The 25,082-nt window shown below is 62.0% G+C and carries 22 protein-coding genes and 1 tRNA gene; 19 read left to right on the forward strand and 4 right to left on the reverse strand.

Annotated elements, in window-relative coordinates; translation table 11 throughout:
* Positions 1-106: 106 nt before the first annotated feature.
* The 8 genes from queC to P0N66_RS10760 all read left to right on the forward strand — a co-directional run bounded on the left by queC (position 107) and on the right by P0N66_RS10760 (position 8,469).
* Positions 107-886: a 7-cyano-7-deazaguanine synthase QueC gene (gene queC, locus P0N66_RS10725; protein WP_275805199.1), complete on the forward strand. Its 780-nt coding sequence runs from the start codon at positions 107-109 to the stop codon at positions 884-886.
* A gap of 47 nt (positions 887-933) precedes the next feature.
* Positions 934-1,905, forward strand: coding sequence for a beta-N-acetylhexosaminidase (nagZ, locus tag P0N66_RS10730; RefSeq protein ID WP_275805202.1), 972 nt, complete (start codon positions 934-936; stop codon positions 1,903-1,905).
* Positions 1,906-2,150: 245 nt separating this feature from the next.
* Entirely contained in the window at positions 2,151-2,492 is a 342-nt protein-coding gene (locus tag P0N66_RS10735) for an HPF/RaiA family ribosome-associated protein (protein ID WP_275805204.1), read from the forward strand.
* Positions 2,493-2,503: 11 nt separating this feature from the next.
* A complete protein-coding gene (gene nadA / locus P0N66_RS10740; RefSeq protein ID WP_275805206.1) occupies positions 2,504-3,598 on the forward strand; it encodes a quinolinate synthase NadA in 1,095 nt (364 codons plus the stop codon).
* A 186-nt stretch (positions 3,599-3,784) separates the two neighbouring features.
* Positions 3,785-4,933 carry a cysteine desulfurase family protein gene (locus P0N66_RS10745; RefSeq protein WP_275805208.1) on the forward strand — a complete coding sequence of 383 codons (1,149 nt, stop codon included), beginning with the start codon at positions 3,785-3,787 and terminating at the stop codon, positions 4,931-4,933.
* A 22-nt stretch (positions 4,934-4,955) separates the two neighbouring features.
* Positions 4,956-6,812, forward strand: coding sequence for a glutamine--fructose-6-phosphate transaminase (isomerizing) (gene glmS, locus P0N66_RS10750; RefSeq protein WP_275805210.1), 1,857 nt, complete (start codon positions 4,956-4,958; stop codon positions 6,810-6,812).
* 23 nt (positions 6,813-6,835) lie between these two features.
* A complete protein-coding gene (locus tag P0N66_RS10755; protein WP_275805212.1) occupies positions 6,836-7,306 on the forward strand; it encodes a hypothetical protein in 471 nt (156 codons plus the stop codon).
* Positions 7,303-8,469 carry a mannose-1-phosphate guanylyltransferase/mannose-6-phosphate isomerase gene (locus P0N66_RS10760; RefSeq protein WP_275805214.1) on the forward strand — a complete coding sequence of 389 codons (1,167 nt, stop codon included), beginning with the start codon at positions 7,303-7,305 and terminating at the stop codon, positions 8,467-8,469. Before P0N66_RS10755 ends, P0N66_RS10760 begins: the two co-directional genes overlap by 4 nt.
* Here P0N66_RS10760 and mltA read toward each other — a convergent pair.
* The gene (gene mltA, locus P0N66_RS10765; RefSeq protein ID WP_275805216.1) at positions 8,396-9,637 is read right to left on the reverse strand and encodes a murein transglycosylase A; all 1,242 of its coding nucleotides are present in this window, start codon (positions 9,635-9,637) and stop codon (positions 8,396-8,398) included. The genes P0N66_RS10760 and mltA overlap by 74 nt on opposite strands.
* Before the next feature lie 117 nt (positions 9,638-9,754).
* Between mltA and P0N66_RS10770 the strand changes: the two genes are divergently transcribed.
* Positions 9,755-9,841: transfer RNA gene (locus P0N66_RS10770), tRNA-Leu, on the forward strand.
* Positions 9,842-9,955: 114 nt separating this feature from the next.
* Here P0N66_RS10770 and P0N66_RS10775 read toward each other — a convergent pair.
* The 3 genes from P0N66_RS10775 to P0N66_RS10785 form a co-directional block, all read right to left on the reverse strand.
* Positions 9,956-10,828, reverse strand: coding sequence for a slipin family protein (locus P0N66_RS10775; RefSeq protein WP_275805218.1), 873 nt, complete (start codon positions 10,826-10,828; stop codon positions 9,956-9,958).
* Between the two features lie 38 nt (positions 10,829-10,866).
* Positions 10,867-12,378 (reverse strand): NfeD family protein, encoded by a 1,512-nt coding sequence (locus P0N66_RS10780; protein WP_431190044.1) that lies wholly within the window; start codon positions 12,376-12,378, stop codon positions 10,867-10,869.
* A 158-nt stretch (positions 12,379-12,536) separates the two neighbouring features.
* Positions 12,537-13,883, reverse strand: coding sequence for an O-acetylhomoserine aminocarboxypropyltransferase/cysteine synthase family protein (locus P0N66_RS10785; RefSeq protein WP_275805222.1), 1,347 nt, complete (start codon positions 13,881-13,883; stop codon positions 12,537-12,539).
* A gap of 436 nt (positions 13,884-14,319) precedes the next feature.
* On the opposite strand from P0N66_RS10785, the gene P0N66_RS10790 reads away from it, so the two are divergent.
* From P0N66_RS10790 to P0N66_RS10835, 10 genes are all read left to right on the forward strand, one after another.
* The gene (locus P0N66_RS10790) at positions 14,320-14,805 is read left to right on the forward strand and encodes a pilus assembly FimT family protein (protein WP_275805224.1); all 486 of its coding nucleotides are present in this window, start codon (positions 14,320-14,322) and stop codon (positions 14,803-14,805) included.
* Positions 14,802-15,179, forward strand: a complete 378-nt coding sequence (locus P0N66_RS10795; RefSeq protein WP_275805226.1) for a type II secretion system protein — start codon at positions 14,802-14,804, stop codon at positions 15,177-15,179. The genes P0N66_RS10790 and P0N66_RS10795 overlap by 4 nt, the downstream gene beginning before the upstream one ends.
* Before the next feature lie 9 nt (positions 15,180-15,188).
* Entirely contained in the window at positions 15,189-15,656 is a 468-nt protein-coding gene (locus P0N66_RS10800) for a prepilin-type N-terminal cleavage/methylation domain-containing protein (RefSeq protein WP_275805228.1), read from the forward strand.
* A gap of 62 nt (positions 15,657-15,718) precedes the next feature.
* A complete protein-coding gene (locus tag P0N66_RS10805; RefSeq protein WP_275805230.1) occupies positions 15,719-17,572 on the forward strand; it encodes a hypothetical protein in 1,854 nt (617 codons plus the stop codon).
* 3 nt (positions 17,573-17,575) lie between these two features.
* Positions 17,576-18,430: an ExeA family protein gene (locus P0N66_RS10810; RefSeq protein WP_275805232.1), complete on the forward strand. Its 855-nt coding sequence runs from the start codon at positions 17,576-17,578 to the stop codon at positions 18,428-18,430.
* Positions 18,431-18,645: 215 nt separating this feature from the next.
* Entirely contained in the window at positions 18,646-20,661 is a 2,016-nt protein-coding gene (locus P0N66_RS10815) for a DUF2267 domain-containing protein (RefSeq protein ID WP_275805234.1), read from the forward strand.
* A complete protein-coding gene (locus tag P0N66_RS10820) occupies positions 20,658-21,206 on the forward strand; it encodes a hypothetical protein (protein ID WP_275805236.1) in 549 nt (182 codons plus the stop codon). Before P0N66_RS10815 ends, P0N66_RS10820 begins: the two co-directional genes overlap by 4 nt.
* Before the next feature lie 35 nt (positions 21,207-21,241).
* Complete coding sequence (locus P0N66_RS10825; RefSeq protein WP_275805238.1) at positions 21,242-21,754, forward strand: hypothetical protein; 513 nt, start codon at positions 21,242-21,244, stop codon at positions 21,752-21,754.
* Positions 21,755-21,801: 47 nt separating this feature from the next.
* Positions 21,802-23,319 carry a type IV pilus secretin PilQ gene (gene pilQ, locus P0N66_RS10830; RefSeq protein WP_275805240.1) on the forward strand — a complete coding sequence of 506 codons (1,518 nt, stop codon included), beginning with the start codon at positions 21,802-21,804 and terminating at the stop codon, positions 23,317-23,319.
* A gap of 27 nt (positions 23,320-23,346) precedes the next feature.
* A complete protein-coding gene (locus P0N66_RS10835) occupies positions 23,347-25,047 on the forward strand; it encodes a GspE/PulE family protein (RefSeq protein WP_275805242.1) in 1,701 nt (566 codons plus the stop codon).
* Positions 25,048-25,082: the final 35 nt, after the last annotated feature.

Genomic DNA, 25,082 nt, shown 5'->3' on the forward strand with positions numbered 1-25,082 from the left:
CCCCGTGTACGTAAGCTTGGCTGATCGCCCGAAGGTGGGGGTGCGGCTGAACGTTTACGGCAGTTCGGTATTGACGATCGCCGTTGGATGGGGGTAGGTTGGCGGTATGACGGAGCGGATAACAAGCGGCGGCCTGGAGCCGCAGGTTTTAGTCGACGCCCAGGGGCAGCCGGCGGTGGTGCTGCTTTCCGGCGGCCTGGACTCCACCACGGTGCTGGCCCTGGCTTCGGCGGCGGGCTATCGTTGCCACTGCCTCTCTTTCAGCTACGGCCAGCGTCATACCCGGGAACTGGATCTGGCCCGGACCAATGCCGAGCGCTGGGGTGCAGTCCGGCACCTGGTGCTCAATATCGAACTGGACGCCATTGGCGGCTCGGCCTTAACCGGCGATGCGCTGGCGGTGCCGAAAGATAACCTGTTGGCCTTCGAGGCCGCCGGTCCTGCCGGTCATGGGATTGCCGGGGAGGTGCCGGTGACCTACGTGCCGGGCCGCAATACCATTTTTTTGGCCTATGCCGCGTCCTGGGCCGAGGTGCTGGGGGCCCGGGATATCTTCATCGGGGTCAATGCCGTGGACTTCAGCGGCTACCCCGATTGTCGTCCCGATTACCTGGTGGCCATGGCCGCCGCTTTGAATCTGGGCAGTCAATGCGGCCGGGAAGGGCAACCCCTTCGGCTCCAGGCCCCGCTGTTGCACTTGAGCAAGGCGGAGATTATCGCCCAGGGTTTGGAGCTGGGGGTGGATTACGCCCGGACCCACTCCTGTTATGACCCGGACCAGCACCACCGAGCCTGCGGCCATTGCGACGCCTGTATCCTGCGCCGGCGGGGCTTTGCCGCCGCCGGCCATCCCGACCCCGCCACTTACCAGGACCAACCGGATTGACCAGTTTGACATCATCAGCAACCCCGCCGTCCCCCGGCGGCCTGTTTATGATCGGTCTGCCGGGCCCCGAGCTTGACGACTCCACCCGCGACCTGATCGCCCGGGAGCGGATCAACGATTTTATTCTCTTTAAGCGTAACGTGGTGGACCCGTCGCAACTGGGCCGCCTGACCGATGCGCTGACCCGGTCCTGCCGGGCCGTCGGCCTGGGCTCGCCCTTGATTGCCATCGACCAGGAGGGCGGCACCGTGGCCCGCTTGGGGGAGCCTTTTTTTACCACGTTCCCCGATGCCCGGGTACTGGCCGAAGGGCCGGCGCCGGAGGCGGCACTGGGAGGGTATGCCGAAACCTGCGCCCGGGAGCTTCTTGGGGTCGGGATCAATATGAATATGTCCCCGGTGCTGGATTTGTGCCCCGCCGGGCAGGGCTACTACATGGAACGGCGGGTGCTGGGCCATGATCCCGCCGTGGTGGCCCGCCTGGGCCGTCTGCTGATTGAAAAGATGCAGGCCGGCGGGCTGGCCGCCTGCGGCAAACATTTTCCCGGTCTGGGCCTGGCTCGCCTGGACCCCCACCGGGAAATCTCGGCCATCGAACGCCGTCGGGAAGAACTGGTGCAAGATGAGTTGACCCCCTTCAGGGCCGCCATCGCCGCCGGGGTGGCGGCGATCATGACCTCGCATACCGTCTATCCCGCCCTGGACCCGGAGCGGCCCGCCACCATGTCGCCGCTGATCCTGGATGAGCTGTTGCGGCGGCGGCTGGGCTTTGCCGGGGTTATTGTTACCGATGATCTGGAGATGGGAGCCATTGAGCGCCAGGGCGGGGTGCCCGAAGCCGCCCTGGCCGCTTTCAAGGCCGGGGCCGACCAATTGTTGATCTGCCAGGATCACGACAAGATTCGGGCCGCCCTGGCCCGCTTCAAGTCGGCCCTGGATCGGGGCGAGATAACCCCGGCGCGCCTTGGTCAATCACTGCAGCGGCTGGCGCTAATGCGCCAAACCTTTGCCCTGGCTTAGTCGCCAACGCAGGGCAACGTGTCAAAGTCGCTACCGGGTTTTGCGGCCCCACCCCGGTGCCAAAACCAATGACTTTGACGGCTCCTTGCCACCAGGCGGCTTGACCGTGGCTGGTAAGCCCTCTATGCTGATTATGTGCGGGCAGGCGGTCTGCCTGATTTTTGGTTGCAAGCGGGGCGAAGAGCAGGTAATCTAACCATTTTTCGCTCAATTACCCTTCAAATACTCCAACGGGGAGGAAACGCATGGAACTTCAGGTTGAAGGCCGTAACTTGGATATTCGTAAAGCCTGGCAGGAAAAGATCGACAATGAAAAAGCCCGGCTGTTGCGCCATCATGCGGGACTGGTGCACCACCTGCGGGTGAGCATCGAAGAGACCGCCAGCCACAAGAGTGGCGGCTATGAAGTGCGCCTGGTGGCGGGAGTACCCAACGATACCGTGGTGGTCGGCCGCAAGGGCGAGTCGGTGCGCGCCATTCTCGGCGAGGCCTTTGACACCCTGGGCCTGCAGCTTAAAGAGTTGCAGCGCAAACGCCGGCAGTCCCATGCCAAAGTGCCGCCGGCCACGGAACTCGACGAGGAATAAAATTTTCAGTTATGGAAGCATTGGTGCAAGTCGATATCGGCGAGGAATATCTGGGGGTAGACCCCGGGGAGTTGCATGGCCGGATCATCGCCCGCAAGGAAGAGCTGGCCGACCGCCTGCTGCTGCTTAGTCATCACTATCAGCAGGAGGCCGTTTACCAGCATGCCGACGCCACCGGCGACTCCCTGAAACTGGCCCGGATTGCCGCCGAAAACCAGGACCGGGAGTATATCGTCTTCTGCGGGGTCCATTTCATGGCCGAGTCGGCGGATATTTTGACCACCGATAAGCAGCAGGTTTCCCTGCCCGATCTGCGGGCCGGCTGCCCCATGGCCGATATGGCCTCCCGGCCGGAAGTGGAGTGGGCCTGGCAGGAACTGGCCCAACACATCGCGGTCGACCGCCTGGTGCCGGTGACCTATGTCAACTCTTCGGCGGCCATCAAGGCCCTGGTGGGGGAAAAGGGTGGTTCGGTCTGCACCTCATCCAATGCGGAAAAGGTGTTGCAGTGGGCTTTAAGCCAGGGTGAGCGGGTGTTCTTTTTTCCCGACGAACACCTGGGGCGCAACTCCGCCGCTGCCATCGGCCTGGCCGAGGAGGCCGTCATCCTCTGGCGCCGGGGCCAACCTCTGGGAGGCAACACGCCGGAACAGGTAAAACGGGCCAAAGTCATCCTCTGGGACGGCTACTGCACGGTGCATATGCAGTTCCAGCCCGAGCACGTCGAGGCCTGGCGCCAGCGCGATCCGGCGGTGCGGATCATCGTTCATCCCGAATGCCGCCGCGAGGTGGTGAGCCGGGCCGACCAGTACGGTTCCACCGAGATGATCATCAGGGCGGTGAGCGAGTCACCCCCGGGCAGCAAGTGGGCGGTGGGTACCGAGATCAACCTGGTGCGCAGGTTGCAGAATCGCCACCCCGACAAAGAAGTGCATTCACTTTCACCTTTCCAGTGCCTCTGTTCCACCATGTACCGCATCAAGCCGGCCTACCTGCTCTGGGTGCTGGATAATCTTGCCGCGGGCAGGGTGGTCAACCGGATTACCGTCGATCCGGAAACGGCGGCGGCGGCTCGTCGGGCCCTGGATCGGATGCTCAGCATGTAATCGTAAACGTCCAGCAGCACCGCATCTTGCGGCGATCAGCCCGGCTTGCGTACCTGGAGTACGCGGCTCCGAGCCGCTTGCCGCAACCTGCGGCACTGCTGAACGTTTACGGTCGGGGCCGGTGACAGGCTATAGTGTCAGGATACAGCCATGGGCTGTTGTCTTGCGATGGGGGGTTTTAAATTTATGCGGCGAATTTATCTGGACAACAATGCCACCACCCCGTTGCTGCCAGCAGTGGTGGAGGTGATGAGCCATTGCCTGGCGGAGGATTTTGGTAATCCCTCCAGCGGCCATTCTTTTGGTGAGGTGGCCCGTCGGCGGGTGGAAACATCCCGGGGGCAAGTGGCAGGGCTGCTGCGGTGTGCCCCCGATCGGGTGGTGTTCACCAGCGGCGGCAGCGAGGCCAATTGCCAGGCGATTTTCAGCGCTGTCATGGCCCGGCCTGCAGGGCGTCATCTCATTGCCTCGACGGTGGAACACCCCTCTGTCATGGCGCCGCTGGAATTTTTGCGCCGGCGGGGTTACGAGATCGAACTGTTGCCGGTGGATGCCACCGGCCGGTTGGACCCGGCTTTGCTTGAAAACGCCATCCGCCCAGACACCGTGCTGGTTTCTTTGCTGGCCGCCAACAATGAAACCGGGGTATTGTGGGACGTGGCCGAGTTGGGCGGTATCTGCCGCGACCAGGGAGTGCCGTTTCACTGTGATGCCGTGCAATTGGCCGGCAAGGAAGAGATCAGGGCCGAAGAGTGGCCGGTGGATTATCTTGCCCTGGCCGCTCACAAACTGCATGGCCCCAAGGGCTGTGGTGCTTTGTATGCCCGCCGGTCGGTCCCGGTGACGCCGCTGGTGATGGGGGCCGGCCAGGAAGCTGGCCGGCGGGCCGGTACCGAAAACGTGGCCGGGATCGCCGGTTTCGGCCAGGCCTGTGAGCTGGCGGCGGCCTATCTGGCCGACGGCGGCCGGGAGAGCATGGAAAAAATGGGCCGTCGCCTGGAGGAGGGTCTGTTTCAGGCTTGCCCCGAGGTCAGGATCAACGGCGAAGGGGCACCGCGCCTGGCCAACACCGTCAATGTCAGCTTTGAGTACTGTTCTTCGGCCCAGATGATCCAGGATCTGGATGAGCTGGGTTTTGCTGTTTCAGCCCACGCCGCCTGCCATAGCGGGGATCTCGACCCCTCGCCGGTGCTGGCGGCCATGGCGGTGCCGGAAACCTTCCGGCACGGCACGTTGCGGATCAGTTTGAGCCGGCTCAACACGACGGCGGAGATAGATGCCTTGCTGGCGGTATTGCCGAAGGTTGCGCAAAACTCGCGCCAGGGTTTTGTGTAAAAAAACGGAGGGAGTTGGGGAAATGTGCGGAATAGTCGGTTATATCGGCTCCCGGCGTGTGGTGCCGGTGTTGCTGGAAGGATTGAAACGGCTTGAATACCGGGGCTATGATTCGGCGGGCCTGGTTTATCTTGGTAAAAATGGCCTGGTCAAACACCGGGCTCAGGGCAAGCTGGCCAATCTCGAGGCCAAGCTCGACCAGGTGCGGCAAACCCCCAGCCATATCGGCCTGGGTCACACCCGCTGGGCCACCCATGGCTCGCCTTCCGAACTTAACGCCCACCCCCACAGCGACTGCCATGGTGAGCTGGTGGTGGTGCACAACGGCATCATCGAAAATTTTCGCACCCTGCGGGAAGAGTTGCAGGCCGACGGCCATGTCTTTCGTTCGGAAACCGATACCGAAGTGCTGGCGCACCTGATCGAAAGTTTCCTCTGCGGCAGCCGTTGCGACCTGGTCAGCGCCGTGCGCCGGTCCCTGAAAAAGGTAAAGGGGTCTTACGCCATCGGCGTCCTCTGGACCGGTGAGCCGGATAAGCTGGTGGCGGTCCGTTCCCAGAGCCCCCTGGTGCTGGGCATCCAGGATGACGATGGGGGTGGTTGTCTGCTGGCTTCGGATATTCCCGCGCTGCTGCCCTATACCCGCCGGGTGGTGTACCTGGACGACCAGGAGTTGGCCGTTCTCCGGGCCGATGGTTTTGAGATCCAAAAACTCAGCAACGGCCGTAAAGTCAAAAAGGAAGTCCACACTATTGACTGGAACCCGGCCATGGCCGAAAAGTCCGGCTACACCCATTTCATGCTCAAGGAGATATTCGAGCAGCCCCAGGCCATTCTGAACACCTTTCGCAGCCGGATCGACCCGGAACACGGCCAGCTCTGCCTGCCGGAACTGGGGCTTTCCGACCGGAACATGAAGGGGTTCAAGCGGATCGTAATGGTGGCTTGCGGCTCCTCCTGGCATGCCGCCCTGGTGGCCAAGTACTGGCTGGAGAAATGGGTCGGAATCCCGGTGGAGGTGGACATTGCCTCGGAGTTCCGCTATCGTCGGCTACTGCTGGATAAACAGGTGCTGGTGATTCCCATTACCCAGTCCGGGGAAACCGCCGACACCCTGGCCGGTACCCGCCTGGCTTTGAAGTCCGGCGCCAAAGTGGTGGCCATCTGCAATGTGCTCGGCAGTACCATTACCCGCGAGGTTCATGGCACCCTTTATACCCATGCCGGCCCAGAGATCGGGGTGGCCTCCACCAAGGCTTTTACCTGCCAGCTAGTGGCCCTTTTTCTTTTTACTCTTTACCTGGCCCAGGTCCGGGGCACCATGGTGGCCCATGAGCGGCTGACCATGATTGAATCCCTGGTGGAGTTGCCGGCGGTGCTGGAACGTGAGTTGCCCGGCTGGCAGGAGGAGATGGAACGGCTGGCGGAGGATTTTGTGAAAAGCCGGGATTTTCTTTTCCTGGGCCGGGGGGAGAATTTCCCCATTGCCCTCGAGGGGGCCCTCAAGCTCAAGGAGATCTCTTATATCCATGCCGAGGGTTACGCCGCCGGCGAGATGAAGCACGGCCCCATTGCCCTGATTGACCGTGATATGCCGGTGCTGGCCCTGGTGCCGCAGAACGGCGTTTACGACAAGGTGATTGCCAATGTGGAGGAGGTCAAGGCCCGGCATGGCCGGCTGATTCTGCTGGGCAGCCGGGGGGATGTCAACATCGGCCGAATCAGCGATCATGCCGTTTATCTGCCGGTGATCGTGCCGGATTTGAATCCGATTCTGTATACTGTTCCCTTGCAGCTTTTGGCTTACCAGGTGGCTCGTTTGCGGGGTTGTGATGTCGACCAGCCCCGCAACCTGGCCAAGAGCGTCACCGTGGAGTAATCCCCCGGCGGGAGGGTGTACGTATGAAGCAGCAAGAGCAGGAAGGCGGCAAGGATATCCGCCAGGATCCGTTGATCGCGGGAATTTTAAGCCGGCTGCCGGAAAAAGTGGCCGGTTCCTTTTCCGAGGAGCAGTTGCTCAGCCTGAAGGCGGCCCTGGGGGCCCAGCGCGGCCACCGTCATCCCTTTGATGTGCGGGGGGGCATCGGTCTGGGCCGTCTGCGCTGGTACTATGTGTTCCTTTTTGGCCGTGACTGGCGTAATTACCATCGCCGGGAAGGACGCTGCAACCGGTTGTCCCTGCTGTTGTTCTGGTTTTTTTTCCTGTTGTTGGCCATGGCCCTGGGTACTGTTTTGCTGACCGTTCTTAAACTTGGCCTGGGTCTTGATTTGCCGGCTTATGCCACCGGCCTGCTGGCGGAGTTGGCGGGCGATTCGCCGTTGCGGCCGGCTTATTTTCCGTTCAGTGGGGCCGGGCTGGGAGCCGGGGCGTGATCGTCCCGGTGGTGCTGGCCGGTGGCTCCGGTACCCGCCTTTGGCCGCTGTCCCGTGAGCAGTGCCCCAAGCAGTTGTTGTCCCTGGAGGGGCGGGACACCATGTTCCAGGAGACCCTGCGGCGGTTGGAGGGGCTGGATGACACCGGCCGGCCGGTGGTGGTCTGCACCGAGCCCCATCGTTTCATGGTGGCGGAACAGCTCCGGGCCGTGGGGCTCGCCGCCGAGATTATCCTGGAACCGGCGGATCTCGATACCGCTCCTGCCGTAGCCGTGGCGGCCCTCCAGGCCCTGGAGCAAGGCGCCGATCCGCTGCTGCTGGTGCTGCCTTCCGATCATCAGATTAATCAGCTCGCGGCCTTTGTTGCCGCCGTCAACACCGGCCTGGCGCCGGCGGAGGATGGATGTCTGGTTACCTTCGGGATCATGCCCGAGCAACCGGAAACCGGTTACGGCTATATTCAGCCGGCGGAAGAAAGCTGGCGGCGCTTGTCTTACCAGCCTTCCGATCCCTCCCCGTTTTTCGACCCCTCCGCGACCGGGGCTGCCGACTGTTTCCCGGTACTTCGTTTTGTGGAAAAACCCGATGCCGCCACGGCCCGGAAATACCTTGAAGAGGGGTATCTCTGGAACAGCGGCATTTTTCTTTTCCGGGCTTCGGTGCTGCTGGCCGAGCTGGCGGCCCACGCCCCGGAGATCAGTGCCCGGATGAGCGAGGCTTACCAGGGGCGGCAGCGGGACCAGGATTTTATCCGTTTACCGGCGGATTCCTTTGCCGCCTCGCCGGCCTTGTCCATCGACCGGGCGGTGCTGGAGCGTACCAGTAAGGCGGTGGTGGTCCCCCTCTTCTGCGGCTGGCGGGATGTCGGTTCCTGGAGTGGTTTATGGGACGGCGGGGCCGCCGACGCCAATGGCAATGTCCAGCAGGGCCGGGTGGTGAGCCGGGACAGCCGCAACTGCTACGCCCGCTCCACCGGCCGCCTGCTGGCCCTGCTGGGGGTCGACGACCTGGTGGTGGTGGAAACCGCCGATGCGGTGCTGGTGGCCCATCGTGAGCGGGTGCAGGAGGTACGTGAACTGGTGCGGGAGCTTAAAGAGCGGGGTCTGAAAGAAGCATTTCAGAGCGGGGCAGGAGCAGAAAAAGCTCCACGGGATGCCGGGTGACCCCGGCGGCGAAGGCGGCGTAGCGGTCATGGCCCCAGAACAGATCGGCCCGGCCCCGGCCCCGGATGGCTGAGCCGCTGTCCTGGTTGAAAACCAAACGGCTGAAATCCCGCCACTCAACAATTTTTTCCTCATCATTTAATTCCGGCCGGACTCCCGCCAGATAAGCCGGTATTCCCGGCGGATAATAGTTCTGGTCCAGGGCCAGGGAGCGGCCGGGGGTCAGGGGCAGGCCGAAGGAGCCCAGTGGTCCTGGTTCATCTTCCTTGCCCCAGCGGAAAAAGATGTAAGACTCGTTGTGGTGCAGCACCCGGCGCAGTTCTTCGGGGTGTTGCCGTAGATAGCTTTTGATTCCGGGCAGGTCGGCTTCTTCCCGGGTCAGTCGCCCCTCATCCAGCAGCAGCCGGCCGATGCTGCGGTACTCCCGACCGCTGCGGGCGGCGTACTGGATGGAGCGCACCGTGCCGTCGGGCAGGCGGATGCGGCCCGAGCCCTGCACGTGGAGAATGAAAGCGGCCAGCGGGTCATCCAGGTAGGCCAGTTCATGGCCGGCCAGCAGGTGGTATTTTTCGATTTCCGCCCGCGACCAGTAGGGGACGAATTGGCCCTCCGCCCAACGTCCCTCCCGGCCTTCATGGCGTACCAGGTCCGGCGGCGGTGCGTACAGGGGGTAGCGGAAGCGCTCGTCCGGTTCCATGCTGCCGGCCAGTTCCGGTTCGTAATAGCCGGTCAGAAAGGCCTTGCCCGCATATTGCGAGCCTGCGGTCCGACAGAAGAGGAAGTGTTCCTCAATAAAGGCGATCAGCTCCTCCCCGGTGGCGGCTTGTCGTACGGCGGCCAGCAGCTGCTCCTGGGCCTGCTGCAGCCGGGCCAGGGTGTATTCCCGGCCGCACAGTTGGTAGCGGGTATTGCCATCCCGACGGCTCATGATCTGCAGACTGATGGCGGCGGCTGCCGCCAGGCTGTTCAGCGACAGATCGTCGCCGACGGGCAGCGTCGGCCCGTCGGCAGTGCCGGGTGCCGCCGCCGAGACGGTGGACGGGCCGGTTGTGGCGCTGGCAACAAGTACCAGCCAGGTCAGCAGGATGAGCCGGCCGATGCGGGCCGCAAGCGGCGCTCCGGTGGTGACCGGCAAAGGGGGGAGTGACAACGGCGAAGCAGGCGGCATGGCGGTCGTGTGTTTTGTTGGATACGTGACCCCGCCCCCGTGCGTGGTTGTGCTTGACACTGGCGGGCAGGCTTTCTATATTGCTGCTTCCCGGCCGTGACGGTCGGGACAGCAAACGCCGGAGTGGTGAAACTGGTAGACGCACGGGACTCAAAATCCCGCGGGGGCAACCCCGTGTCGGTTCGATTCCGACCTCCGGCACCAGTGATTAGCAGGGGCTTTCCTCGATGTTGTGCGGGGAAAGCCCCTTTTTTTGTTTTTGATGCCAAGACATAGCCCGGCCGGCGGTCGCTGCGCCGCCGGCCGGGGCCGTATTGTTCAGGGCTTGTCGGCCCCGCTGGGCGGTGCAATCGCTTCCTTCAGGGCCTCGGGGCTGATATCCGGCACCTCGGGGACTTCATCGTCGTCCGCCGGCGGGGGGCTCTGGGTCACGGCCTTGCCGGTGATGGCCCTCATGAGGGGGCCGATGATGTCGGTGGGCACCGGGAAGACGATGGTGGAGGTCTTGTCGCCGGCGATGTGGCCTAGGGTCTGCAGGTAACGCAGTTGCATGGCCTCGGGTTGCATGGCCAGCACCTGGGCCGCTTCCCGCAGCTTTTTGGAGGCCTGCTTTTCACCCTCGGCGTGGATCACCTTGGCCCGCCGTTCACGTTCGGCCTCGGCCTGGCGGGCGATGGCCCGGATCATCGTTTCATTGATGTCCACGTGCTTGATCTCGACGCTGGAAACCTTGATCCCCCAGGAGTCGGTCTGCACGTCCAGGGCCTGCTGGATGTCCATGTTGAGCCGGTCCCGTTCGGAGAGCATTTCATCCAGCTCGTGCTTGCCCAGCACCGCCCGCAGGGTGGTCTGGGCAAGTTGACTGGTGGCCACCATGTAATTTTCCACTTGGATGATGGCCTTGGCCGGGTCCATCACCCGGAAGTAAACCACCGCGTTGACCTTGACCGAAACGTTGTCCCGCGAGATTACGTCCTGGCTGGGCACGTCCATGGTCAGGGTCCGCAGGTCCACCCGTACCATCTGTTGCAGACCGGGAACGACGATGATCAGGCCCGGGCCCTTGACGCTCCAGAAGCGGCCGAGTTGGAAAATTACCCCCCGTTCGTATTCCCGCAGGATCCGGAAAGTGTAGCCCGCCAGCAGCACCAGACCCACCACCACCATCAAGAAAAAATAAGCGTCAAACATGGCCTTCCTCCATTTTTTAAAACGTTGTGTACGTTAAATTATTCCACATCAAGTTCCAGGCCGCGTACCCTGGTGACCTTTACTTTCTGTCCTTTTTTCACCGGCCCGGGTGCCTGGGCCAGCCAGCTTTCGCTGTGAACCCGGATCCAGCCCCGATTTTGGTCGTCAAAATCGGCCAGAGCCTCGCCTTCGGCTCCCGCCATTTCCTCGTTGCCGGCCACCACCGGCCGTTGCCGGGCTTTCAGGGCCATGCCAACCACCACGACCAGGAAGAGTATCGTGGCCGCCGTAACCCCGACGATCAGAGGCCAGGGGAGGGTAAAGCCTGGCGCACTTGTATCCATAAGCATCACCGATCCGATTATGAAAGCCACCGCGCCGCCCATCCCCATAATCCCGAAGGAGGGCATCATCATTTCGGCGGTCATGAAGGCTACCCCCAACAGGATCAGCCCCATGCCGACATAGCTGACGGGCAGCAGTTGAAAAGCGTATAGCGCCAGCAACAGGCTGATGGCGCCGGTTACCCCGGGAATCATGAAACCGGGGTTGTAAAACTCCAGAAGTATACCATAAATTCCCAGCAGCATCAGGATATATGCCACGCTGGGATTGGTGATGGTGGCCAGAAAACGGTTGCGCCAGTCGGGGTCGATGGCGATCAGCTCGGCGTCTGCGGTGTCCAGGGTGATGGCGCCCATGGGCACGTTAAGCTCCCGGCCGTCGATCTGGCGCAGCAGATCGCGAATATCCCCGGCCACCAGGTCCACCACGTTGATCTCCGCCGCCTCAGAAGCCGACAGGCTGACCGCTTCCCGCACCGCCTTTTCCGCCCACTCCACATTACGGCCCCGCAACTGGGCCAGGCCGCGGATATAGGCGGTGGCATCCTCGATCTGCTTGCGGGTCAGGGCGTCACCGGCCGGGGTTTCTTGTTCGTCGGCCTTTTCATCCTTTTGTCGATCATCGCCATCCTGATTGTCGTCGGGAGCCCCCGGTGCCCCGCCGGGGCCGCCGATGGCCACCGGGGTGGCGGCCCCCAGGTTGGTGCCCGGCGCCATGGCGGCGACATGGCTGGCATAAAGAATATAGGTGCCGGCACTGGCGGCCCTGGCCCCGGAAGGATGTACAAAGGTGGCAACCGGCACCGGTGAGGCCAGAATATCCTTAATGATCTCCCGCATGGCGGTATCCAGGCCGCCGGGGGTGTCCATCTGCAGCACCACTAGCTGGGCGCCCTTGGCATGGGCCCGGTTCAGCCCCCGCTTGATATAATCGGCGGTGGCCGGCCCGATGGCATCGGCCACGGTCAGCACCACCACCGGCGCCACCGGGCTGCCAGGGGCTACAGCGGGCGCTTCACCCCCACTGCCGCTTGCCCCAGGCACCTCATCACCACTGCTGCCGGCCACCCCCGGCGCCAGGGCGGCGGCCCACAGGGGTGCTGCCACCAGCAGCAGCAAAAACAACCGCCGCAACCAGGTAACTGGTTTAAAGAAATTGGTGTCTGCCCCCAATTTTGCCAATTTTCTAAAAAATAGCTTGTTCATAATATTGATGCTACCTCAACGAAAATATGTTGCCGGACCCATGCCAGGCAACGCGGTAAACTTGCGCCAGTGCCGCAGGTTGCGGCAAGCTGACCGGCGCCGCGTACATCAGTACGCAAGCCGGGCCGATCGCCGCAAGATGCGGCGCTGCCGAAAGTTTACCCCAGGGCCTGGGTTAGATCGGCGCAGATATCCTCGATATGCTCCAGCCCCACCGACAGGCGGACGAAATCCGGCGACACCCCGGCGGCCCGTTGTTCATCGGGAGTCAACTGGGAATGGGTGGTGGAGGCCGGGTGAATGGCCAGGCTCTTGGCGTCGCCGATATTGGCCAGGTGACTGAATAGTTTCAGGTTATTGATGAACTTGCGCCCTGCCTCCAGGCCGCCCTTGATGCCGAAGCCCACCAGGGCGCCATAGCCGCCTTTGAGGTAACGGTTGGCCATGGCGTGGGTGGGGTGACTTTCGAGGCCGGGGTAGAGTACCCATTCCACCGCCGGATGCTGCTCGAGAAATTTGGCCACCGCCAGGGCGTTGGCGCAATGCCGTTCCATGCGCAGGGTCAGGGTTTCAATGCCCTGCAGAATTAGAAAACTGTTCATCGGGGAAAGGCAGGCGCCGGTGTCCCGCAGCAGAATGGTGCGGGCCCGGATCACGTAGGCCGCCGCCCCCACCGCGTCGGTCCACACCACCCCACCGTAGGACTGGTCGGGGTCGGTGAGCATGGGAAATTTGCCGCTGGCGGCCCAGTCGAATTTGCCGGAATCGACAATCGCCCCGCCGATGGAGTTGCCATGTCCCCCGCAGAACTTGGTCAGGGAGTGGACCACGATGTCGGCCCCGTGGGCAATGGGCCGGCACAGGGCCGGGGTGGGCACGGTGTTGTCGACGATCAGGGGGATGCCGGCGGCGTGGGCGATCTCGGCAATTTTGGCGATATCCGGGGTGTCCAGCCGGGGGTTGCCGATGGTTTCCAGCAGCAGGCAACGGGTGTTTTCGTCGATGGCGGCGGCAAAACTCTCCGGCTGGTCGGCGGCCACGAAAGTGGTGCGGATGCCGTAGCGGGGCAGGGTGTGCTGCAGCAGGTTGTAGGTGCCGCCGTACAGGCTGGAAGCCGCCACCACGTTGTGGCCGGCTTCGCAGATATTCATGATGGCGTAGGTGATGGCCGCCGAGCCGGAGCTGGTGGCCAGGGCCCCGACGCCGCCCTCCAGCAGCATCATGCGTCGTTCCAGCACGTCGGTGGTGGGGTTCATGATCCGGGTGTAGATGTTGCCGGTGGCCTCGGAGGGGAAATCCTCCGGCCGCAGACCGTCGCGGTCCAGGTTGAGTCGCGGCGCCCAGACTTCGGGTTTCAGGGCGAAAAGAGAGGCGGCGTCGTCGGTGTCGGCGAAGACGTAGCTGGTGGTCTGGTAAATGGGCACCGCCCGGCTGCGGGTGGCTATATCCGGGGTGTGGCCGCCATGCAGGGCGATGGTTTCAGCTTTCCAGTCTGGCTTGCTCATGGGCTGCGGTCCTTAATCAGGGCAAAGAAATATTATAATGCACCAGTCGGGCCTGGCACGGAGTTAAGTGGCAGGCCGACCGCCTTGGTCAGTGTCTATACTTTCACAATTTGGGGCGATAATGTCAACAACCGTGTCGCCGCCGCCGTCGATAGCTTTTGCGGTCGGGATCAGGCGGAGATTTGATAAAATCTTGTGTTGTGCCGCAATATACGATAAATTGGGATTATAGGTGAGTTAGGGCAATGGCTGAAGCGACCGTTCACCCTTTTTTGCCCTTGACCATTCGGTGCCTGTTAAGAAACCTTGGTGTTTTTTTCTTGAACTGGGCAAAAAATAACTATACAAACATATAAAAGCCGCATGCAGTTGCCGACCAACCAGTTTGGCGGGTTTTTGCGAGGGCATCATAAGTTAGCGATGGCGGATTTTCTTTATGGCGGCGACGGACACAAGCAGGCGAACGTGGTCGACGGGTTTCACCCTGGTGGAAGTCATTGCCGTGCTGATTATCATCGGTATCCTGGCGGCGGTGGCGGCCAGCCGGGTGGGCGACAACCAGAGCCGGGTGGTGGCGGCGGCCGACAAGCTCAAGGTGCACCTGCGGCATGCCCAGCTTCGGGCCATGCATTCCGATACCTCCTGGGGGGTGCATAACAGCAGCTCCAGTTACTGGCTTTACAGCGGCGACGACATTACTAGCCGGAGCGTGTTTCTGGGGGAGGAGGCAGACACCGTGCCCCTGCCCGCCGGGGTGAGTGTCAGCGGTTTTACCAACCTTTCTTTTGACGCATGGGGGCGGCCATACAATGGTGTTGATCCCGCCAGCGGCAGCTTGCTGGACAGCGACCAGGCGGTCACCGTAGGCAATGGCCACACCGTTACCATCACCATTACCCGCGAAACAGGTTTTATCCCATGATCAGACCGGAGCCATGCCAAAGCGGTTTTACCCTGTTGGAAATCATCATCACCATCGTGGTGGCGGCCCTGGCCGGCCTGGTGGCCTTCACCTTTGTCAGTCACACCGTGGTCCGCAGTAGCGAGCCGATCCATTCCGCCCAGGCTCTGGCCCAGACCAGGGTTCCCCTGGAAACATTGACCGCCTCTTACCATGAATATCTGCGTGAAGAGCTTGACTGGGGTGAATTCGAGAGCGAACTGGATAATCTTTTAGCGGCTTATGGTGGCACGAAAACAGATGTTTCGGCTGACTTTGACGGCGATTTCGAGGTGCTGCAGGTTACCTTCACCGGGGCGCATGGGCAGGAATTGACCGCGTTTTTCTCGGAATAGGGGAATAGAGTGTTTGCGCGACCAGCAAAAAACCGCCGCCAATGCGGCTTTACCCTGATCGAGGTGATCGCCGTGCTGGTGCTGGCCGCCATGCTGGCCGCCATCGCCGGGGCGGGGTTGACCGCCATTGCCCGGGGTTACCTGATGGCCCGGGAAAGCACCGCCATGGCCCAGAAGGCGCAACTGGCCCTGACCCGCTTGAGCAGTGAGCTGCAGGTTTGCTACGATTGTATCGGTGCAGACGAGCCGATTGATCTGCCTTTTACCTACAATAATATACTCGGCTCCATGAGTATCGCCCAAAGCGACGACACCATCACCCTTGACGGGGCGCCCCTGATCGACGGGGTAATCGACTCTTCGTTGGCGTATGACGCCGCCGGCCTGGTGGTGATAACCTTCAGTCTGGAACATCAACAGACGGGAAGTGCCCTGGAATTCACCACCAGCGTGCTGCCCCGTAACTCCTACCAGTGAGCAAACCTATGCACAAGGCAAGGCCAGAGAAACGCGGGGCCGGGCGCCAAGGATTAAATCCTGTGGGTAATCACCAGGGTGGTGTGCTGCTGGGGCTGGTGGCGGCCATGGTGATGGCCGGGGTGCTGGGCGCCGCCGCCGCCTCCATGCTGGGCACTTCTTCCCTGCACGGGGTGCGGGCCAACTACGGCGAACGGGCCTACTACCTGGCGGAGTCCGGCTTCCGCTACGCCGCTTCCACGCTACGCAGCGATGCCGATGAGTTTTGGGAACTGGATGGTGAAGAATTTATAGTGGCGGGGGGCACGTTCACCCTGGAGTTGGCCAAGCTGACGGAAGAGGAAGGCTATGATGCCGAGGCTTGGGTTGCCGGTACTCAGACGGTCAGTAACGCCCCGGGGGAAAGAGACCTGCAAATTGAGTCCGGGGCGCAGCTGGCCCCCAGGAATGGCCTGTTCAGATACCAGGGCAGTTGGTACCGTTACCGTGAATTTAGTGACGATACCCTGGTGGCGGTAATCGCCGCTATCCCCAACCGGCGTGAGGTACAGGGGGCGCAAGCGATCAACGAAGAAGATGACCTGCCATTAAAGGCCGGTTCGGTGATCCCGGCCAGTGACCATGTTTTTTTGCACAACGGGGTGGAGTACGGCTATGAGGAGTTTGCGGGCGGCGCATTGCGGAACATCAGCGGGGACAGCGACGATTTCCCGTTGACGCTGGATGACGGCGAGTTCCTGCATTTTCCGGCGCTCTTTCCCTTCACCGTGCAAGACCAGGATGTGCTTGAATTTGCCCCGGTTATTCAGGTGCGCTCCATCGGCGAGTACCCCGGCGATAACAGCAGCCTCAATGTGTCCCGCGCCGTCACCTACTGGTTTTACGATGACGCCGGCTTTCCGCTGGAGATATCGGGGGATGATGAGTTTGTCGGCGACGGGGAGATGATTGCCAGCGATATGGACAACTTTGGTGAAGGGCCGGGGGCCAGCGGCAAAGGGGCGCCGCTGGGTAAATTCGGGACCGTCGATGAGGATGGGGCGCCGGCCATTCAGTTGCAGGGAATGAATCCAGGTGGACAGCATCCCATGACCTCGTTGCTTTATAGTGGCCAGGTTGGCCCCGATTACGAGGTGCAGGTTAAAGTAAAAATTGAGCAAGACCTTGATCCGATGGCCTATATGGCCGGGATTACCTTTCGCCTGCAGGGAGATGGAAATACGCCGGGGCAGCTTGGTAAAGGTCTTTATGGGGTTTCGTTTGTCAAGGGGCATCCTGAGGCCAGTGGTAACGATGCGCCATCTCCCGAGATCCTCGCTGAGATAGGCAAGGAGGAGCCTCACCTTGTTTTGTGGAAAACGGTCGGATCAGGAGCCAATTTTGGGGCCCAACCGCTGGCCTGGCATTCACTGGCCAATTCTTCCATCGTTAACGAAGAAGGACGTTTGCTGGACTGGAGCACTTTGCTGTTGCGGGTCCAGCAGCTAGGTGAATCGGGTGGCAACCGTATTCAGGTGTTGTATGGCGATCATGTCGTCGAATCAATCAGCGGCGACAGCGATCCCTACAATGATGATATCAGGATCACTTCCCCCCGCGGCGGCCTTGATAATGACGGCTCCCAGGTTCTGCCCTGGCCGCCTAGTGATTTCGGGGACTGGACGGAGGCGGTCGACTACTTCACGGTTACCTCCATTGACGTAACCGACGACAGTAACGATTATAAGTCCGACGCGGCGGCGGAAGTCGGGCTGCACACCTGGGGCCACAACTTGGTGGAATGTACAGGGCAGGGCAACAGTGAGGTTTGCGACGGCAAAGTTTTTTTTGATAACTTTGCCGTTCGCGAAGCCGGGCAGGGTGATGGCGGCGGCGCTGGGTACGGTGGCGGTTACATTCCACCTATTCAGCAATAACCCATGCAATACTACCAGCTCCTTGACCTGCAGCGGGACCCCTTCGCCAACTCGCCGGACCCCCGTCTGCTTTATCTTTCCGCCCAGCATCACGACTGTTTGCAGCAGTTGGAACTGGCGGTGCGGCTGCGGCGGGGGTTGAGTGTGGTGATTGGCGAGGTGGGTACCGGCAAGACCACCATCTGCCGGCGACTGATCCGTAACCTGGGAGGTGAGCGGGACCGGCGGATCCTGACCCGGCTCTTTTTGGACCCCAATTTCAAGTCCGGCCGGGAGTTTCTCGCCGCCATCGTTCAGGCCTTCGGGCTGGGGGGAGAGGAGCCGGCGGAATTTAATGAGCGGGAGTTGCGGGAGTTGTTTAACAACTTCCTTTTACAAGAAAGCCTCGAGCGGGACCGCACCGTGCTGCTGATCATTGACGAAGGCCAGAAGCTGCCGGATTTCTGCCTGGAGGTGCTGCGGGAGCTGCTCAACTATGAAACCAACGACCGCAAGCTGGTGCAGGTGCTGATCTTCGCCCAAGAGGAGTTCAAGGAACAGATCCGGCGGCATAACTACTTTCGGGATCGCATCGCCTACTTTTTCCATCTGCGGCCGCTGGGGTTCCGGGAAACCCGGGAGTTGATCAATTTCCGCCTGCGACAGAGTCACCGTCGCCCGGCCACGGCCGATGATCTTTTCACCCTTCCGGCCCTGTGGCTGATTTATCGCCATACCGGCGGCTACCCACGCCGCATTGTCATGCTTTGTTCCCAGGTCCTGCTGGCCTGTATCGCCCGGGGCGGGTTGGATGCCGCCGGTCCCCGTCGGGTTCGGGCCTCCCTGGTGCGCGCTTGCGCCCGGCGAGTATTCAGTTGAACAAGTAAAGCAAGTTCTGGCGGCTTGGGCGGGCCGGAAAAAGGTGCCACAAAAAAAGAAAAAAAATATTGATATTTTGTTTGTGTTGCGGTAAGTGGGAAAAGCTGTTTTAACCACCTGTTGTAGGCTGAACCTTTAATATCCCGCCGTTTACAAGAGGTTTATAACTTTTAACTGCCTGGCATTTTGCTTGCCCGGGGCTGGTCGCCGCAATAATGGATCGTCGTAAAGAACTTTCCACCACCGAAAAATTGCTGGATCTGATTCGCGCCGGCGATGACCATGACGTTCCCCCCCGGCGGGAGAGCAATACGGCGGCTGCTGCCGTCCCGCCGGCGGCTGCGGCACCGGCCAGGGACGATGCCCCCCGGGCCGAGCAAAAGTCCTGCCCCCCCCGCCCCCCCCTGCTTTCGCCATCCAGATGGTCCGAGCTGGCCGCCAAATTGCCGGTTTTGCGGCGCCGGGGCCGGCCGGTTACGGTGGGGATTTCCCTGCGGCCCGATGCTCTGGAGTTGGCGGTGGTGGGTCATGTCCATGGGCGCCAGCTGCTGCAGGACCACCAGAGCTACAGCGTTAAGCAGGAGGCCGCCGCCGGCGCCCCGGATTCTGACGACTCCTGGCTGGACTCCGCGGCCATGCAAGAGGCCCTGCGCCGGGCCCTGGCGGTGGTTCAGGCCGCCCATGGCGGCAGCGCCCAACCACTTGAGATCTGGACCGAACTTCCTTGGCACCACGTCGATGTGCATTTGCTGACCATCCCGCCGGTGGCCACTTCGGAGGTGGCCAACGCCGTGTTCTGGGCGGCCCGGAAAAACATCGACAGCTTTGATCCCAAAAACCAGATCCTCGATTTTGTGTTGCGGCCCGCAGCCGAGGCCGACAACGACGGCAAACGGCGGGCGGTGGTCTTTCTGGCGCCCAGGGCGGTGGTGGAACGCCTGCGCCAACTGTTCCGTGCCCTCTCCTTTCCCTTGGCCGGGATCACTGCCCCCTCCTCTGCCTTACGCAATCTTTGCCTGCAGGAGCGTTTAAGCGGCGGTGATCGTGCCTTTTCCCTTTTGCGGCTGGAGGAAAACAGCTCTTTTATCTCCCTTTTCCGGGACTGCGGGTTGGTGTTCAGTCGGGATATCAAAACCGGCCTGCAGAGCATTCTGGAAGTCGGGCCGGCAGCCATGGCCAACGGCGGGGAAATCGAGCTTTCGCGGGGCGAAACGGCGCCGGCCGGGGCAGACCCGGAGCTGCAGGCGCCAGGTGAGTGGGAAGAGGGGGTGCTGGATGAACCGGCGGTCGACCCGGCAACCGCCGGGCCCGAGGGCCATGGGGGCGCGGAACTCCCGTTCGACCCCCAGGCCGCAACCCGCCTGGTGCGCCAGTTGGAGCGCACCTTCGACTACTGCCAGGCCAACCTGGGAATCCCCCGGCCGGAGCGGATTTATGTTGCCAGCCCGATGAAACTGGGGGCGTCGCTGCTGGAAAAAATTGAAGATGAACTGGGCATCGGCTGCGCCTGGCTTGATCCCTTCGCCAACGACCAGGGCTGCGGCCCCCTGGCCGCCGCCCCCCCCTACGACCAATTCGCCCGACAACTGCTGGCCCCGGCCATCGGCCTGGCTCACTGTAATCGCCGGCACAGCCTGAACTTTCTGCTCACCTATCCGGACAAGGAAAAACAGCAGCTGGCCCACCGGACCAACCAGGCGGTGGTGGGCCTGTTCATTGTGCTGGCCCTGGGGCTGGCCGGCCTTTACGGCTGGCAGCAGAGTGTGATCGGCGAACGGGAGCGCGAGTATGCCGCCCTCGAGCAGGAGCGCCGACAACTGGCCGCCACCCAGTACGACGAGGCTTATCTGGCGGCGCTGGCCGCTGAAATAGGCCGCTACCAGGATGAGATTACGGCCATGGCCCGGCGGCAGCAGTTGTTGATGCTGCTCACCGAGGTTCAGGAACTGGCCCCGTCGGGCGTGGCCTTGCTGGCCCTGCAAGCCCGGGGCCTGGCGGGGGCGGATGAAAATGGCCTGACGCTGGAACTGCGGGGGGTGATCGGCGGCCGGCCGGCGGAGCGGGATCTGCAACTGGTGCGTTACCTGCGGCGGCTGGAGGGCTCCCAACAGGTGCGGACGGTCGGCGTTACCCAGCGGGAAGAAAGGGAAACCACAGCGCAAGTGAGCGTGCTCTATTTCCATCTGGAGGTTGAGGCCCGCCTGTTGTTTAAGGGAGAGCAGAGCCGATGAACACCGTTATCTGGCAGGAAAAACTGAGGGTCGCCTTCAATGCCTACAACCTGACGGTGTTGGGCGTGTGTTGCCTGCTGCTGGCGGTTTTTGGCTTTGGGCTGGTGCTGCCTTCTTTCAAGGAAGCCGAGCGGCTGGCGGCGGAGATTCCAGCGGAGCGGGCCCGCCTTGAGCAGACCCGGGAGATTCATCTGGTGGCCGAGGCCCTGCACGGCAAACTGGCCGTGCTGCGGGAGGAGGCCTGGTCGCCGCCCCGGGAATTCGGCCACGAGTACCGGGAGTCGCCGATGGCGGTGCGCCGCCTGGCCGCTGAACACGGTGTTGCGGTGCGGGAGCTGGGCCTGGAAATTCCCGAGCATTTAGAACCAACGGGGTATCTTAAACTTCACCTGAAGCTGGCCGGCGAGCTGGATTCCCTGCGGCGGCTGGCCCTGGAACTGGTCTGGCTGCCTTCCCTGGAGGAACTGGCAGAAATCGGGATAGAGCGGGAGCGGGGCGAGCGCGGGTTTCTGCTTACGGCGCTGCTGCTCGTTGACGACCAGTAGCTTGTGCCGGTGACTATAGTGCGGAGGAGAGAGTTTTGAAAACCACGCGGGAAAAGATCATTGTCGGCCTGATGGGGTTGGTGGTGCTTTATTTTGTTTACGATTTTTTCCTGGTCACCGAGCCCGAAGCGCCTGCCCACACTGCCGCGCATGATGCCGCCCTGGCCATGGCCGTGGAGTTGCAGCAGGAGCTGGCGGTGGGCAAGTTCGAGCCGCCGGAGGCGGCCCTGCAGGCCATGGACGAACTGCAGCAGACGGCCTGGTCGGCAAACCTCTTCGTTGCCTCGGATTTTGTCCTGCTGGACGAACCGGCGGCGGATCGGCGCGAGCATGTGGTCATGGAAGAACTGCGGGAGGCCGCCGGTCGCCTGGTTTATTCCGGCTACCTGGAAATGGCCGGCCGGCGGCTGGCGGTGCTGAACGGCAAGGAGTACATGGTTGGTGATACCATCAATGGTAATCTTAGCCTGCAGCGGATCGATCCCCATTATCTGGAGCTTGGCTGGGGGGGGCACGTGGTGCAGATCCCCCTTGTCGACCTGGAATAAGCGGCAGGGTTACAGGTAAACTAACGGCCCGGGAGGTAGGCCTTACCATGAAATCACGTTCTGTCATATTGCTGTTGGCTCTGCTGCCCCTGCTGGGGCTGTTCGGGGCCTGCTCCACTTTGCCGGATCCTAAGCCCGAGCGGGATGCTTTTTTCGAGCAGTGGCGGGAACTGGTGGAATCCTCGCAACCGGTGATCCGGCCCGTCGAGCCGGAGGTGGCGGAGCCGGCGGCGCCCGAGATCATGCCGCGCCGGCCGCCGCGTACCGTGGCCGAGCGCACCGCCGAGTTGCACACCGCCTTGCCCACCACCGCCACTACCATCAACCTGGTGGATGTACCCATCGGCACGGCCATGCGCTCGCTGGCCCGGGTGGCGCGGCAGAATATCATCATCAACCCCAGCGTTACCGGCAGTGTCAATATCCATGTGGACCGGGTGCCCTGGAACGATGTGTTCATGAGTATCATCGAAAGTTACGGCCTGGTGGCGGCCCTGGAGGGTGGGGTGATCCGGGTGATGTCGGTGGAAGATCTGCGTCGCCAGGTGGAGCGCCAGGGTCTTTATCTGGAGGAAGAACATGTCAGCCCGCTGCTGACCAGAGTTATCCCGGTACGTTTTTCCGAGCCGGCCTCGCTGGCCGAATCGCTTACCCCGATGCTGAGTCGGGACAAAGAGGGCAACCCCCGGGGGTCGGTGACCGTAGATCGTCACACCCGCTCTTTGGTGCTGCGTGATACCGCTGAAAATCAGGAACGGCTGGCCGACTTCCTGCGGGAGGTCGATCAGGCCACCCCCCAGGTGCTCATCGAGGCCCATATCATCGAAACCAACCAGGAAGTGGCCCGGGAACTGGGCGTTCAGTGGGGCTCGTTCTGGCGCGGCCGGCAGCGGGTCAGCGATGATGGGACCGACGGTTTTACCTATCAGGCGGGCAATCCCATCGGAGAGCAGTACAGCCTGGATGTTTTGAGCGGTGAGGTCGGCTTCTACACCGCCTCGGTGGCCGGCAACATTCTGGAAATGCAGTTGCAGGCCCTGCAGCGGGAAGGTAAAGTCAACATCCTCTCCCGGCCGTCCATTGCCACCCTGGACAACCACGAGGCGGTACTGGAAAGCGGTACCGAGGTTCCTTACCAGACCATTGAAGATGGCACCACCAGTGTCCAGTACAAAGACGCGGTGCTGCGGCTGCTGGTCACCCCCCAGGTGATCTCCCGGGACAACATCAAACTCAAAATCGAAGCCCAGAAGGACGAGGTTGACCAGAGCCGCACCGTTTTGGGCAATCCCTTCATCATCAAAAAACTGGCCCAGACCAACCTGATCGTGGAAGATGGCGCCACCGTGGTGATTGCCGGGCTGGCCAAGGAGCGCCAGGCCAGCAGCAGCTCCGGCGTGCCGCTGCTCAAAGATATTCCGGGGATCGGAGAGTTTTTCCGCAGCGATGCCCGGGCCGGAGAATTTGAAGAACTGCTGATTTTTATTACCCCGCGGATTTTGAGTGCCGACAACCTGGAAAACCGGAACTACGAGCACCTCCGTGAACTACCGAGCCTGCGCTGAACGGCCCTGACAAGCGGTTGGAAAGGAATGCTTAAGACCAGAAAAAAATTGGGCGACATGCTGGTGGATTCCGGCCTGCTGACGGCGGAACAGCTCCAGCAGGTGCTGAGCGGCCAGAAAAGCAGCGACATGCGTCTGGGCGACTACCTGATTCAACAGCAAATCGTGCCGGAAGAGTCGATTATCTGGGTGTTGAGCGAACAGCTGCATATCGGCCGTTACGACCACGAGAAAAACCAGGTCACCCCGGAAGCCGCGAAGATCCTGCCCCGGGACATGGCCATGAAGTACAAAGTGGCCCCTTTGGCAAAGGACGCCTTCGTGGTCCGCATCGCCATGGTGGACCCCCTGGATATTGCCGCCCTGGACGCGGTGGAGGGGCACACCGGCCTGGAAGTCGAACCCCTGATCTGCTCCCAGTCCGAATTTCCCCTGCTGATCAACGGCATTTACGGTTTCCATTCGGCGGTCAGCGACGTGCTGCGCGATGTGGAAAGCGAGGTGGAGATCGGCAAGGAAGAGGAGGAGAGTGACGCCACCGCCCTGGGGGTGCTGCAGGATATCGCCGGCGCCGCCCCGGTGATCCGGCTGGTCAACTCCATTCTGCGCCAGGCGGTGCAGGAGGGGGCCAGCGACATTCATATCAGCCCGGAAAAGAACCGGGCTCAGGTGCGGCTGCGCATCGACGGCAAGCTGCATGAGATCCCGCCCCCGCCCCGCAACCTGATCCCCGGCATCATCTCGCGGATCAAGGTGCTGGCCAGCATGGATATCGCCAATGTCCGCATTCCCCAGGACGGACGATTCAACATCAAAGTGGACAACAAAGAGATCAACATCCGCGCTTCCACCCTGCCCACCATCTACGGGGAGAACCTGGTGCTGCGGCTGCTCTTTGTCAGTTCCGGGCCGCTGACCATAGACAACCTGGGGCTTTCCGGCGAGGATCACCGCAAGATAATGCGGATGATCCGGCAGCCCTACGGCCTGATTCTCAGCGTCGGCCCCACCGGCAGCGGCAAATCCAGCTCACTGTGTGCCTTTTTAATGGAGATCATGTCGCCGGAGATCAACATCGTCACCCTGGAGGACCCGGTGGAATACCGCCTGGACGGGGTGCGCCAGGTGCAGCTTAACCGCCGGGCGGGGATGACCTTCGCTTCGGGCCTGCGCTCCATCCTGCGGCAGGATCCGGACGTGGTGCTGGTGGGGGAAACCCGGGATGCGGAAACCGCCCAGATTACTACTCAGGCGGCCCTTACCGGCCACCTGGTCTTTACCACCCTGCATACCAACGATGCGGTGAGCACCATTTCCCGGCTGCAGAACATGGGCATTGAACCCTTTCTGCTGGCCTCCAGCCTGGTGGGGATCATCGCCCAGCGGCTGGTGCGCCGGCTCTGCCCCCAGTGCGCCGAGCCCTACCAGCCGGCGTCGGAGATTCTGGAGTTCTGGGGGCTGGCCGACCGGGCCGGGGCGCAGTTTAAAAAACCGGTGGGCTGTTCGCTGTGCATGAACAGCGGCTACCGGGGGCGGGTGGGGATTTACGAGATCATGTCGGTGGACGGCGAGGTCCAGGAGATGATCCTGAATCACCAATCCAATGCCGAGATCGTCAGTCACCTGCGCGGCCAGGGCAAGCTGGTGCTGCTGAAAGAGGCCGCCGCCAACAAGATCGCCGACGGCGTTACCTCCTTCGACGAAGCCGCCCGCACGGTTCTGACCTGAGATGGAAGCGAGATTGCGAGGGCAGTTGAGATATC

The sequence above is a fragment of the Desulfurivibrio dismutans genome (genome assembly GCF_029210385.1).
In the GTDB taxonomy this organism is placed as follows: domain Bacteria; phylum Desulfobacterota; class Desulfobulbia; order Desulfobulbales; family Desulfurivibrionaceae; genus Desulfurivibrio; species Desulfurivibrio dismutans.